This is a genomic window from Anaerobacillus sp. QJM3NY_32 (assembly GCF_056173645.1).
This window is the reverse complement of the sequence record NZ_CM149684.1, coordinates 2,771,033-2,783,803: the sequence shown is the minus strand read 5'-3', so window position 1 is coordinate 2,783,803 and position 12,771 is coordinate 2,771,033. Positions and strand designations below refer to the sequence as shown.

At 39.5% G+C, this 12,771-nt stretch carries 16 protein-coding genes and 1 riboswitch; of the genes, 13 read left to right on the top strand and 3 right to left on the bottom strand.

Annotated elements, in window-relative coordinates; genetic code table 11:
- Nucleotides 1–41: 41 nt before the first annotated feature.
- From AC0VYH_RS14660 to AC0VYH_RS14645, 4 genes are all read left to right on the top strand, one after another.
- Nucleotides 42–842, top strand: a complete 801-nt coding sequence (locus AC0VYH_RS14660; RefSeq protein WP_475365503.1) for a lytic transglycosylase domain-containing protein — start codon at nt 42–44, stop codon at nt 840–842.
- A gap of 258 nt (nt 843–1,100) precedes the next feature.
- Nucleotides 1,101–1,877: a metal ABC transporter ATP-binding protein gene (locus AC0VYH_RS14655; protein WP_430244231.1), complete on the top strand. Its 777-nt coding sequence runs from the start codon at nt 1,101–1,103 to the stop codon at nt 1,875–1,877.
- A gap of 3 nt (nt 1,878–1,880) precedes the next feature.
- A complete protein-coding gene (locus AC0VYH_RS14650; RefSeq protein ID WP_194219534.1) occupies nt 1,881–2,720 on the top strand; it encodes a metal ABC transporter permease in 840 nt (279 codons plus the stop codon).
- Between the two features lie 17 nt (nt 2,721–2,737).
- Complete coding sequence (locus AC0VYH_RS14645) at nt 2,738–3,157, top strand: Fur family transcriptional regulator (protein WP_430244234.1); 420 nt, start codon at nt 2,738–2,740, stop codon at nt 3,155–3,157.
- A 16-nt stretch (nt 3,158–3,173) separates the two neighbouring features.
- On the opposite strand, the gene AC0VYH_RS14640 is transcribed toward AC0VYH_RS14645, so the two are convergent.
- Nucleotides 3,174–3,752 (bottom strand): hypothetical protein, encoded by a 579-nt coding sequence (locus tag AC0VYH_RS14640; RefSeq protein ID WP_475365502.1) that lies wholly within the window; start codon nt 3,750–3,752, stop codon nt 3,174–3,176.
- Between the two features lie 159 nt (nt 3,753–3,911).
- Between AC0VYH_RS14640 and AC0VYH_RS14635 the strand changes: the two genes are divergently transcribed.
- Nucleotides 3,912–4,319 carry a hypothetical protein gene (locus AC0VYH_RS14635; protein ID WP_226614328.1) on the top strand — a complete coding sequence of 136 codons (408 nt, stop codon included), beginning with the start codon at nt 3,912–3,914 and terminating at the stop codon, nt 4,317–4,319.
- Between the two features lie 71 nt (nt 4,320–4,390).
- Here the strand turns inward: AC0VYH_RS14635 and ispG are convergent, their stop codons facing one another.
- Together ispG and AC0VYH_RS14625 are read right to left on the bottom strand one after the other, a co-directional pair.
- Complete coding sequence (gene ispG / locus AC0VYH_RS14630; RefSeq protein WP_194219537.1) at nt 4,391–5,509, bottom strand: flavodoxin-dependent (E)-4-hydroxy-3-methylbut-2-enyl-diphosphate synthase; 1,119 nt, start codon at nt 5,507–5,509, stop codon at nt 4,391–4,393.
- 139 nt (nt 5,510–5,648) lie between these two features.
- Entirely contained in the window at nt 5,649–5,984 is a 336-nt protein-coding gene (locus AC0VYH_RS14625) for a hypothetical protein (RefSeq protein ID WP_404681555.1), read from the bottom strand.
- Nucleotides 5,985–6,165: 181 nt separating this feature from the next.
- Here AC0VYH_RS14625 and AC0VYH_RS14620 point away from each other — a divergent pair, with 181 nt between their 5' ends.
- From AC0VYH_RS14620 to cobA, 8 genes are all read left to right on the top strand, one after another.
- A complete protein-coding gene (locus AC0VYH_RS14620) occupies nt 6,166–7,041 on the top strand; it encodes a DUF1002 domain-containing protein (RefSeq protein WP_475372672.1) in 876 nt (291 codons plus the stop codon).
- A gap of 69 nt (nt 7,042–7,110) precedes the next feature.
- The gene (locus AC0VYH_RS14615) at nt 7,111–7,767 is read left to right on the top strand and encodes an NfeD family protein (protein WP_430244241.1); all 657 of its coding nucleotides are present in this window, start codon (nt 7,111–7,113) and stop codon (nt 7,765–7,767) included.
- Between the two features lie 116 nt (nt 7,768–7,883).
- Nucleotides 7,884–7,989: riboswitch (SAM riboswitch) on the top strand.
- A gap of 96 nt (nt 7,990–8,085) precedes the next feature.
- Nucleotides 8,086–8,229 (top strand): YezD family protein, encoded by a 144-nt coding sequence (locus AC0VYH_RS14610; RefSeq protein WP_194222197.1) that lies wholly within the window; start codon nt 8,086–8,088, stop codon nt 8,227–8,229.
- Nucleotides 8,230–8,340: 111 nt separating this feature from the next.
- Nucleotides 8,341–9,063: a phosphoadenylyl-sulfate reductase gene (locus AC0VYH_RS14605; protein ID WP_475365501.1), complete on the top strand. Its 723-nt coding sequence runs from the start codon at nt 8,341–8,343 to the stop codon at nt 9,061–9,063.
- A gap of 5 nt (nt 9,064–9,068) precedes the next feature.
- Nucleotides 9,069–10,133 (top strand): inorganic phosphate transporter, encoded by a 1,065-nt coding sequence (locus AC0VYH_RS14600; RefSeq protein WP_475365500.1) that lies wholly within the window; start codon nt 9,069–9,071, stop codon nt 10,131–10,133.
- A 24-nt stretch (nt 10,134–10,157) separates the two neighbouring features.
- On the top strand, nt 10,158–11,306 hold the full coding sequence (gene sat, locus AC0VYH_RS14595) for a sulfate adenylyltransferase (protein WP_430244245.1): 1,149 nt from the start codon (nt 10,158–10,160) through the stop codon (nt 11,304–11,306).
- A gap of 14 nt (nt 11,307–11,320) precedes the next feature.
- The gene (gene cysC, locus AC0VYH_RS14590; RefSeq protein WP_430244247.1) at nt 11,321–11,929 is read left to right on the top strand and encodes an adenylyl-sulfate kinase; all 609 of its coding nucleotides are present in this window, start codon (nt 11,321–11,323) and stop codon (nt 11,927–11,929) included.
- Nucleotides 11,930–11,985: 56 nt separating this feature from the next.
- Complete coding sequence (cobA, locus tag AC0VYH_RS14585) at nt 11,986–12,771, top strand: uroporphyrinogen-III C-methyltransferase (protein WP_283153972.1); 786 nt, start codon at nt 11,986–11,988, stop codon at nt 12,769–12,771.

Here is a 12,771-nt window from a genome sequence, read left to right as displayed (position 1 = left end):
AATGATTTATGAGCAAAATAGTAGAAAGGTTTGAGAAAAAGATGATAGGGTATTACCTTAACTGGTGCTCTTCAGCTTTATTAATACCAGTTGAAAAGGAGTGCAACACTATTAATTTTATTCAAAACAATATCAAAAAACCTCTGTCTATGATCACTGTAATTGTTCTAACACTTGTTCTAGCACTAGTCCTTGTACAATCTCATCTATTTAATGAGCAGGTGGCCGATGCTGAAACAACTGTCGGTGAATTGAATCAGAAATCATCCCAGAATGATCAGATGAAAACACAGACAGCTATTAGTAAATTAGAAAAAGAAACGGGTTACTCACTTGACCCAAACTCAGTAAGTGTAGAAGAGTGGAAGCAGGCGAAAGCTTACTCCGAACAGTTCTATCAAGATAGTGAGGGGAAGTTTAGTAAGAAGTGGGGATTGTTCTTAACGTATCAGGCTATGAAAGAAGATATTGATCCTACAATCGTTTATGAGCTTCTGAAAGTTGAGACAGGAAATACGTTTGACCCTGAACTCATTGGGCCAGAAACAAAGTATGGGCATGCTTATGGGATGGCTCAATTCATGACCAATACGGCTCCATGGATTGCTGATATGGCGGAGATTGATTATTCAGAGGACAAGCTATTTGACCCTTATTTTTCAATAACACTTTCCGTCACCTATCTTGATTATCTTTATGAAAAATATGAGAATTGGGATGAAGCTCTGACAGCTTATAACCGAGGCATCGGCGGATTGAAGGCTTATGTAGCAGAAAAAGGAACACCGAAAAGTAGCTATTCAGAAGAGATTCAGGAGATGGCTAGCCTTCATGAAATGTAAACACAGCTTAAAAGCACCTTCGTTTCTTTCTCCGAAGAAGCGTAAAGATGGCCACAGCTTTCAAGTCTGAAAGCTGTGGCCATTTAATGTTATTGAGGAACTTCCTATACGATTTATGACCAATCAAATTACGGGGGGTGCGACTACAATAAGTTATCTGAGATAGAATATCATCAAGGAAATTTACAAATGTTCATCATGTAAGGTATACTACATAATGTAAATCGTAATGATTCTTATAGATGGAAGGTTTTATTTATGGCAACTTCTCAAAATATCATTGATCTTCAGAATATCTCTTTTCATTATGGGGATGGATATGTTCTTGAAGACATTACTTTTTCTATTCCTAGTGGAGCCTTTGTAGGACTTGTAGGTCCGAATGGTTCAGGTAAATCAACTTTAATTAAAATCATATTTGGACTATTGAAGCCTCAAAAGGGACAAGTGAATATATTCGGCAAGAAGATGAATAAGTTCCATGAGTGGAGCAAAATCGGTTATGTCTCTCAGAAAGCAAATAGTTTTAATTCAGGATTTCCTGCTTCTGTATTTGAAGTCGTTTCGATGGGATTAGCGAGTAAACTTGGATTATTCAAATTTATGAAAGCAGCGCATCGAAAAGCAGTTATGGAGGCCCTCAAACAAGTAGGAATGAGTGATTATGCATCAAGTAATATTGGAGAACTTTCTGGTGGACAGCAGCAGAGAGTGTTTATTGCAAGAGCGCTTGTCAGTAAACCAGAAATTCTTATTCTTGATGAACCTACGGTGGGGGTAGATGCTAATTCAACGAGTGATTTCTATGAACTTCTTGGTAAGCTTAATCAGGAGAATGGCATTACCTTGCTTCTTGTGACACATGATATCGGTACGATTACGGATAAAGTAACGCACGTGGCATGTTTGAATAAAACCCTTCACTTTCATGGTGAAACAAATGAATTTGAACAGTTTAATGATCGTGAACTATCTGGATTTTATGGCCATCATGTTCACGTTCTAAGTCACGACCATGATCACGGAGGCATTTAGAAAATGATAGAAGCTTTATGGAAATTTGAGTTTTTGCAAAACGCTTTTTTGGCTGGCATATTAATTGGAATTATTGCGCCGCTACTTGGAGTGTTTATTGTTGTTAGAAGACAGGCGTTAATAGCGGATGCTTTATCACATATTACTTTGGCAGGAATAGCTGCTAGTTTACTACTAGGTAAGTATTTTACATTCTGGCAGGGCGTTAATCCTGTTTATATGGGAATGGGATTTTCAGCAGCGGGTTCGTTATTTATTGAGCAACTGCGAAAAGTGTACAAGCATTTTGAAGAGCTAGCGATCCCCATTACTTTATCTGGGGGGATTGGACTTGGGGTCGTATTCTTATCATTAGCAGATGGATTCAATTCTGATCTATTTAATTATTTATTCGGAAGCGTCATTGCCATTAGTCGAAGTGACTTAATGGCTGTGGCAGTGATAACGATTATTGTCGTACTTGTTGTGATTTTATTATACAAAGAACTATTTTTTCTCTCATTCGATGAAGAGCAAGCAATCGTATCAGGCGTTAGAGGAAAGTGGATTCATTTCATTTTTATTTTACTTGTCGCGTTCGTGATTGCCGTTTCGATGCAGATTGTAGGTGTACTACTCGTTTCGGCGCTTATGACGCTTCCTGTTGCTGCAAGTATTCGAATTGCTAGAGGATTTAAGCAAACAATCGCATACTCCATTATTTTGGGAGAAGTTGCGGTTCTTGGTGGACTGGTTCTGGCGTATTATCTAGATATTGCCCCTGGTGGAACAATTGTTATTCTATCAGCGTTGATCTTGTTGTTCGTTCTTCTATTCAAAAGATTAAAACAGTGGAAATCTTAACATAATGAGGTGGATATATGAATGTCTCTACAGCATTGCGTATTTTAAAGGATGAAGGTTATAAATACACTGAAAAACGGGAGGATCTCGTCACTCTTTTCGCCAAAGAAAAGAGGTATCTTTCAGCAAGAGATGTGCTGAACCATATGCAAGAAAGCTATCCCGGGATGAGTGTTGATACGATTTACAGAAATTTAACTCTGTTTGCGGATTTAACGATATTAGAGGAGACAGAATGGAACGGTGAAAAGCGCTATCGTCTTAGCTGTTCAACGAATACGCATCATCATCATCTCATTTGTCTGGATTGCGGTAAAACTCGCCAAATAGAATCATGTCCAATGGAGAACATCCCAGTAGGGGACTCTGAGTTTGAAGTAACAGGACATAAATTTGAAGTGTACGGTCGTTGTGGTGCATGTCAGGCATATGCCTAAAAGCGGAAGAGCATAGTTATGCTCTTCCGCTTTTATTATGGTGCTTAAGCCACTGTTGAGCTTCTGGCCAGGTTTCCAATCGAGATACATTAGAAGGCACTGTTCCCTGATTGTATGGAGTGTCAAAAAGGATCACTGGGATCTCACATTCCTCTGCAATTGCACATGCATTATCGTATTTATCCTCAAAAAAAACGTCAACGCTATGTTCTTTAATGGAATCAATTTTATCATGTTTTCCAATAAGTTCGATGTGATGATAAGGGACGGCATTTGATGTAAACCAGTCTTTTGTTGTGTTGAGTAAATGATCCCCTCTTGCACTAATGTAGAAAAGTTCATAATCCACTTTCCATTCTTCTAGGATAGGATGAGCTTGATCTGCGATAAGGGCATTTGCGTAAATTTTCTCTTCATTTATTTTTAACCACTCAAAAAACTCTTTTTGAGGAATGCCGAGAAGGTTAGCAAGATTGTACTGTGTAATATCATGTAAGGATAATTGTTTATTAAATGAAGAATTTAAATAAGGAAGAAAGGTTTTAGGACTTGTTACAGTTCCATCAATATCAAGTCCTAGTCTTTTGATCGTCATAATAAAACTCCTTTTTGATTTGCTCTCTTTTCATCATATCATAGAAAAGAAAGGCAATAAGAAGGAATTGGGATTATCTTACTGATTGAACGAACATATTCTTACACTCACTGACAAATACTAATCATGCTCCACAACAAGGTAAAGTGAGGGATGTATATGACAGAAGACAGACATGATGACGATCTGGACTTTATCGAGGAGCGCGAAGTTCGCAGCGAATCGGAAGAGGAATATCTTGAGGAAGCTGCAGCTGAAGTAGCCCCTGGTGTATTAGACCGTCCTTATTTACAGTCGCCTGAAAATGAACGTCCAACTGCTGAGGAGCATCATGAACACTTTGAAGCTAAAAGACAAGAACAGGATCGAACAGGAGTGGGAGTGGGTGTAGCTGCTCTTGCTTTATCGGTTATTTCCTTGTTCATACTTCCCGTCATTCTTGGAGCAGCGGGAATCGTCGTAGGATTTGTTGCTAGGAGAAAGGGACTAACAACGCTCGGATCATGGGCGATTGGTGTTGGTGCCGCTTCAATGATCATCAGCTTATTCTTCGCACCGTTCTTTTAGTTGAAAACCTTAATAGAAAAGCCAGGCACTTTAAAAGTGCCTGGCTTTTCTTCTTTGATTAAGAAAAAGAATTAAGAGTTAGCTTCAGCTTTCTCTTTTTCTTCTGCCATTTTCTTGTAATGTTCTTCTGCTATTTTGTCGACTTCTTTTTTCAACTCTTCTACCATGGTTTCCTCAGGAACTTTACGGATAATTTCACCATGTCGGAAGAGGAGACCTTCACCACGTGCACCTGCAATACCGATATCAGCTTCACGCGCTTCACCTGGACCGTTCACTGCGCATCCAAGCACGGCTACTTTAATAGGTGCTTTGATCGTTGAAATGTACTCTTCGACTTCATTTGCGATTGAAATAAGGTCAATTTCGATACGACCACAAGTTGGACAAGAAATTAATGTGGCTGCATTCGCTGCAAGTCCAAATGATTTAAGAAGCTCTCTAGCTACTTTTACTTCTTCAACCGGATCCGCACTAAGAGAAATACGTGCCGTATTTCCGATTCCTTTTGAAAGAATAACACCAAGACCGGCTGCGCTTTTAACTGTACCTGCAAATAGAGTGCCTGACTCTGTAATTCCGAGATGCAGTGGGTAATTAAAAGAACGTGCTGCCAGTTCATATGCTTCAGTTGCAAGGTTAACATCGGAAGCTTTCATGGAGACGATGATATCGTAGAAATCAAGGTCTTCAAGAATTTTGATATGGTGGAGGGCACTTTCTAGCATTCCCTCAGCTGTAGGATAGCCGTATTTTTCAAGGATTTTTCGCTCAAGTGAACCAGCATTAACGCCAATGCGAATCGGAATGCCTTTTGCTTTGGCTGCTTTTACGACAGCTTCCACTTTTTCGCGACGTCCAATATTACCAGGGTTAATACGTATCTTGTCTGCTCCACCTTCAATGGCTTTTAGTGCTAGCTTATAATTAAAGTGAATATCAACGACAAGAGGGATATTAATCCTCTTTTTGATTTCAGGGATTGCATCTGCTGCCCTGTCATCTGGACAAGCTACTCGTACAATCTGACAACCAGCTTCTTCAAGACGATTGATTTCAGCAACTGTTGCTTCCACATCGTGAGTTTTGGTTGTTGTCATACTTTGAATAATAACTTCATCGTTACCGCCTATTGTTAAAGGACCTACTTTAACAGGTCTAGTTTGACTACGGTGGGTAATTTCATTCATGCGAAAATCGCTCCTTTTACATGTAGGATTGCTTACCTCATGATTTAGATCGCTTTTATATACTCCCTTGTAGGGAATAAGACTCATCTGTAATACTATCCCATTGTAGCAACTTTAGAGAGCTATTGACAAGAAATAATCATTGAGCAGATGTTTGGTCATAAGTTGGTATCCTATATTCTTTCCCAATTTGTATAAGAGTTGGATGAATTTTATTTAATGTTTCAAAATCGTGAACGACCGTTTCAATCGGAACCGGTATTGAGCCGTTCGCTTTTTCTACTAAAGAAAGAACAGTATCGCCAGCATTTATTTTATAAACCACATAGGGAGAGTTTTTTTCAGGTGACCCCACTTCGACTGCTTCTGATACTTCTGAAATAGCTCTGTTATTTGTAAGAGTTCCTGTTGTTAAATCATAATAAGTTGTATGAAGGACAAGCAGAAATAGGGAACTTAACAATAGTTTTCGCATCTCTCGCAACTCCTTCAGAATGATTTCCTTTGTACTACGATATGCTTGTCCTTCCATGATATGACAGATTTCCTAGTTAATTATCTTTTCTTTCGATCGAGTGTCGAGTAGAATATTAAGAGATGGGGAGATTAACTGAGTTACTCTTCATTAGAGCCCCACGTTAAAAGGAGACCAAAACATGCTTAAAAAAGGATTGCCGTTTTTATTGTCGATGGTGTTAATGATGTCTATTATTCCTATGGTGGCACAAGCGGATGCGAGCGTCGGTGATGTCATCGTTACACTTGGTGAAGATCTATCTGAAGAGCAAAAACAGAAGCTAGTTGATGAAATGGAAGCTCCGGAAAATGCAATGACGGTAACGGTATCAAATGAAGAAGAGCATAAATATCTTGGGAATTATATAAGTAAAGCGCTAATCGGTACCCGCGCCTTATCTTCTTCTTCCATAACCATTGGTGAAAAAGATGCTGGTTTAAGCGTTGACACAAAAAATATTAATTGGGTAACAGATGAAATGTACGCAAATGCTTTAATAACAGCTGGAGTAAAAGATGCTGATGTTTATGTGACAGCACCAATGGAGGTTTCAGGTACGGCTGCATTAACTGGTTTAATCAAAGCTTATGAGTTAAGCACAGATGAAGTGATACCTGAGGAGCAAAAACAAGTAGCAAATGAAGAGCTTGTCACTACTGCAAAATTGAGCGATAGTATTGGCGCAGATAAAGCAACAGAGCTAATGACTAAGATTAAGGATGAAATTGCTACAAACCCACCTGAGACGGAAGATGATTTAAGAACAGTTATTAAACAAATTGCTAACGATTCAGGTATTGAATTGACTCAAGATGAGTTGGATGGTCTTGTTGCACTGTTTAATCGAATGAAAAATCTTGATATTGATTGGGATCAAATGAAGAGTCAGTTGCAGCACGCGAGAGAAAACCTGGACGAGTTTTTAAATAAAGACGAGACACAGTCATTTATTCAAAAAATCATTGATTTCTTTATTGCGATTATTGATGGAATAAAAGGGGTATTTCAATCGTAAGGTGACAAGTGACTGAAACTTTCTTCCCTTTTGAACGTATAAGAGAAGAAGGAAAAGGAGGGAGCGAGGATGGAGATTCTATCTTTGCCAGCAGTTGGCTTTCTTATCGTTTTACTTAGCGTGCTATTCTTGTTTGCTGAGTTACTTGTCCGTGTAAAAGGTATTTTTGGATTGATCGGAATACTATTGCTCACATTTTATTTTAGTTTCCATCTTACTTCTTTATCATCAATTCTCTGGATGGGACTTGTGTTTGCTGTTGGTTTAGGCTTAGTTATTCTTGATGGGAAATTACTCAATGATGGTACATTTGGTTTGATTGGATTAATTATGATGGTTACAGCCGTAGCCATTCCTTCTCCGACTTTCCTTTATGGCCTTCTCGTTTCTAGTGGTTTTTTAATTGGTACGGCTGCTTCATTCCTGTTTTTGCGTGTTTTCCCCGCACGTTCTATGTGGACGAAAATGACGTTAAAGGATCGGTTAAGCAGTGAAATGGGGTATAATTCCATGAACGCTGAGTATAAGAATTTAGTTGGAGAATCGGCTATGACAATTACTCCATTTCGACCAAGTGGAACAATACAAGTCAATGAGAAAAAGTACAGCGCCATTTCTGTTGGAAGTTGGATCGACAAGGATACGGCAGTAGTTATTACGTCTGTAGATGGTACGCGTATCTTAATAGAAGAGAAAAAAGAAGAAAGTAAACGTCATCCAATTTAAAAATGGTCCCCGAGTCATAGATTCGGGGTTTTTTTCATATTCTTTTCTAATCCCTTTATCCCGATCTCTAAACTAGGGTTGACATATTGTTAGATAATAGTTAAGATTTAGAAAATAACTTATCAAGAGAGACCGAGGGACTGGCCCGTTGACGTCCAGCAACCTGCCTGATTGGCAAGGTGCTACTTCCAGCAAAATGGAGTCCATTTTGGAAGATAAGGTGAATTAAGGTAACCTGATCTGTCTTTCCAATTTGGGAAGGCTTTTTTCATTTATAAGCTTCTCCTCATGATTATTATGACTAAGGGAGGTTGCATGATGGGAACGAAAGACCAGAATTTTTCAGACGTTGCTGTACGTATAGAACGAATGCTAAGTTCGTTAAAATTTGGGTCAATTACGCTTGTTGTTCAAGATGGGAAAGTTGTTCAACTTGAAAGAAAAGAAAAAGAACGACTTTAATATTGGCGCTGACTAGAGAAACTAGAGGCGGTTCTAACCCTAAAGGTTAGAACCGCCTCTTTTTTTAAACTTTTAAATATATTTCCTTGATCGGAATTGGGAGGGTTAGAAATGAATTGGTTCTATAATAATTGGTCGGGTAAGGAACCTGAATTCGACGTTGAATCAGAAACGAAAGGGGCTCTTGAAGTTCTGGAGTGGGCGTATCAAATATACCAAGATGATATTGTATATGCTTGTAGTTTCGGTGTTGAGGGTGTCGTTCTAATTGATTTGATTTCCCGGGTAAACCAGAACGCGAAGATTGTTTTTCTGGATACAGGTCTCCATTTTGATGAGACTTATGAGCTAATTAATAAAGTGAAAGCTAAATATCCATCTCTAAATATTAAGTTAAAGCAACCAAAGGAGTCGGTCGAAGAACAGGCATTAAGTAAAGGGGATGCTCTATGGGAGCGAGACCCGGGACAGTGCTGCAACTTGAGGAAAATCATACCATTGCATGAAGAATTAGATCATGTAAGTGCATGGATCTCAGGTTTAAGGAGAGAGCAGTCGCCACTCAGACAAAAGACAAATTATTTCAATAGAGATGATAAGTTTCAGTCGATTAAGGTTTGTCCACTTATTCATTGGACATGGAAAGATGTTTGGAGGTACGTGTACGAAAAGGATTTACCATACAATCCTCTTCATGATAAAGGGTACCCAAGTATAGGATGTGCGGTATGCACTGAAAGAGTATTGGAAGGTAGTGATTCTAGAGCTGGGAGATGGGCAAATCAGGAAAAAACGGAATGCGGCTTGCATTTTGATTCAGCACCAAATCGGTGACGGTCATGACAACCCTAGTTATTACAGTGGCTCTCTTTTTTGCTATGAATATTGGGGCTAGTGGAGCTGCGGCATCGATGGGAGTGGCTTACGGGGCTGGAGCGATTAAAAGAAGAAGCGTAGCACTGAGTGTTTGTGCGATTGGGATTGTTGGTGGTGCCACATTAGGTGGAGGTAATGTTATTAAAACAATGGGGAGTGGCATTATACCTTCTTCCGTACTCAGTCTAAAGGTTATCTTGATTATTTTTATTTCAGCTACAACAGCGCTCTTTCTAGCAAATATGATGGGGATTCCATTATCAACAAGTGAAGTTACTGTGGGCGCAGTGGTAGGAGTTGGTATTGCTTACCGTGCTTTGTACTTTCAGAATGTGATGTTCATTATGTTGTTGTGGATCGTTATACCGGTTATTGCTTTTGCGACAGCTCTCAGTGTTGGGAAAATTTTTGGTCTTTTAAAACAAAGAATCAATCTTACTTCAAAGTGGCAAAAGCCACTCACCATTTTTTTAATTGTAGCCGGTTTTCTAGAAGCCTTTTCAGCGGGAATGAATAACGTCGCAAATGCGATTGGACCGCTAGTTGGAGCGGGAGTTTTATCCCTTTCTCACGGCGCATTTTTTGGGGGAGCTTTTGTTGCTTTAGGTGCTTTAGTTTTTGGTAAACGTGTCATTGAAACGAATGGTTATCGCATCACAAAATTTTCACTTGGTGAAGGTTGTGCTATATCAGGTACGAGCGCTGGACTTGTGATTGGAGCTTCCTTATTTGGGATTCCGGTGCCGCTTACCCAGATTACCACCTCATCGATCATTGGTATCGGAACTGCTAAAGATGGATTTCAGCTTTGGCAGAAAGATGTCATTACGCGAATGATTAAAGTTTGGGCAGTTTCACCGGTTTTTTCTTTAGTTATTTCTTATAGTATGATCAAACTTTTTTTAGAAAGTGATTTATATACATTAATTGCAATTGGCAGCGTTATTCTAGCGACGCTTGGGTCAGGAAGTTTAATTCGATCGATTCGCTCTCAAAAGAGAACATTACAAGACGAAGGAAGCTTATAATAAATTCAATTTGGAGGGATTAAGATGGCAACAATTAACGCGCATGGAGGAACATTGATTAACCGTTACAAACCTAATACTGAAATTGATGGGATTATTCAAGAAATTGAGTTAGACGCTACTGCGTTAAGTGATCTGGAATTAATCGGAACAGGAGCGTATAGTCCGTTAACTGGTTTTCTTAATGAAAATGAGTATACGTCAGTCGTTCATCACCTCAAATTAGAAAGCGGGTTGCCATGGAGCATTCCTATTACGTTGCCAGTTACGCACGAACGAGCTGCTGAGATCGCAATTGGTGATAAAGTGAAGTTAACTAATAATGGGACTGTGTACGGCACAATAGAAGTGGAATCCAAATATACTCCTGATAAGGGAGTGGAGGGGCGCCACGTGTATTTAACAGAGGACAGTGAACATCCAGGAGTGAAAAAAGTTTACGATAGACCAGATGTTTACATTGGTGGACGAATTACGCTTATTAAAAGAACCGAAAAAGGCAAGTTTGACCGCTATCATTATGATCCATCTGAAACAAGAGAGTATTTTGAACGTCAGGGCTGGAAGAAAGTTGTAGGATTTCAAACAAGAAATCCGGTTCATCGAGCGCACGAGTATATTCAAAAGACCGCACTTGAAACAGTGGATGGCTTGTTCTTGAATCCTCTTGTAGGTGAAACCAAATCAGATGATATACCAGCAGAAATTCGAATGGAAAGTTATGAAGTTCTACTTAAGAACTATTACCCTGAAGATCGTGTGCACCTTGGTGTCTTTCCTGCTGCTATGCGCTATGCAGGGCCAAGAGAGGCAATCTTTCATGCGCTTGTTCGAAAAAACTTTGGATGCACACATTTTATTGTGGGGAGAGATCATGCCGGAGTAGGTGATTACTATGGCACTTATGATGCCCAGAGAATCTTTAGTCAATTTACAAGCGAGGAATTAGGAATTACACCACTCTTTTTTGAACACAGTTTCTACTGCGAGAAGTGCGATAGCATGGCTTCGGCCAAAACGTGCCCTCATGGAAAAGAACATCACGTCATTTTATCAGGTACTAAAGTACGTGCCCTTTTACGAAATGGGGAGCAGCCTCCAGCAACATTCAGTCGTCCTGAGGTAGTGGAGGTATTAATTAAAGGGATGAGTGAGAAGACAGTGAACGCATAAGGGGGAGATTTGAGATGACAGTGAACAATAACTTAACCTGGCACGATACAGTGATAACAAAAGAAATGAGGCAGCAGAGGAATCAGCATAAAAGTGCAGTACTCTTCTTTACAGGTTTGTCTGGTTCCGGGAAATCAACGCTGGCAAATGATGTTTCAAGGAAGCTTCATGAATTAAACGTCCAAAGTTATGTACTAGACGGAGATAATATCCGTCAGGGTTTAAATAAGGATCTTGGTTTTCGAGAAGAAGATCGCAAGGAAAATATTAGACGTATTGGGGAGGTGTCTAAACTACTAGTTGATAGCGGTCAATTCGCAATCACTGCATTTATTTCCCCGTTCAATAGTGATAGACAAGTAGTACGTGAACTTCTGCAACAAGGTGAATTTATTGAGGTATATGTGAAATGTCCAATAAATGAGTGTGAGAGTCGAGATCCTAAAGGATTATACAAAAAAGCTCGTAGTGGCGAGATTCCTCACTTCACAGGCGTATCATCTCCTTACGAAGAACCGATCAATCCCGAAATCACCATTGATACCTATAACGACTCAAGAGAAGAATGTGCTGATAAAGTGATGTCCTATTTAGTAAAGCAAGGGTTGATTATAAATCAATAACTTTTGATCTTAAGTGATTTTTAAGAATAAAATCATCTCGTGGAGGAGGAAATCAGATGGGGAAAGTTTATCTAGTTGGCGCAGGACCAGGAGACATCGACTTAATTACAGTGAAAGGCGTAAAGTGTATTGAGCAGGCAGATGTGATCCTCTATGATCGCTTAATCAATCAAGACCTTCTCGATTACGCAAAAGAAGGGGTCGAGTTAATATACTGCGGTAAGCTACCTGATTACCACACGCTAAAACAGGAAACCATAAATCGTTTTCTCGTAAAGCATGCACTTAAAGGGAAAGTGGTCACAAGGTTAAAAGGAGGAGACCCTTTTGTTTATGGTCGAGGTGGTGAAGAAGCCGAAGTCCTTTCAAACCATGGAATCCCCTTTGAAATCGTTCCAGGAATTACTTCTGGTATTGCTGCCCCTATGTATGCAGGCATTCCAGTAACACATCGTGAACTAAGTTCAACATTTGCATTTGTAACTGGTCATCGTAAAGAAGGCGAAGAAGAAGAATTACGCTGGGAGAGTCTCGCAAAAGGTATAGATACACTCGCCATTTATATGGGAGTGAAAAATCTACCTTATATTTGCTCGATGCTTCGAAAATATGGAAGAAATAAAGAAACTCCTGTTGCGCTTGTTCACTGGGGAACAACACAAACGCAACAAACCGTAACGGGTACCCTTGAGACAATAACAGAAGATGTAAAGAAAGCAGGAGTGCAAAACCCAAGCATGATTATCGTGGGTGAAGTGGTAAACCTAAGGTCGAAACTGAATTGGTTTGAGAAAATGTCACGAGATGAACAAAGCACTAAGTCGGTCGTTAGCGCCTTATAG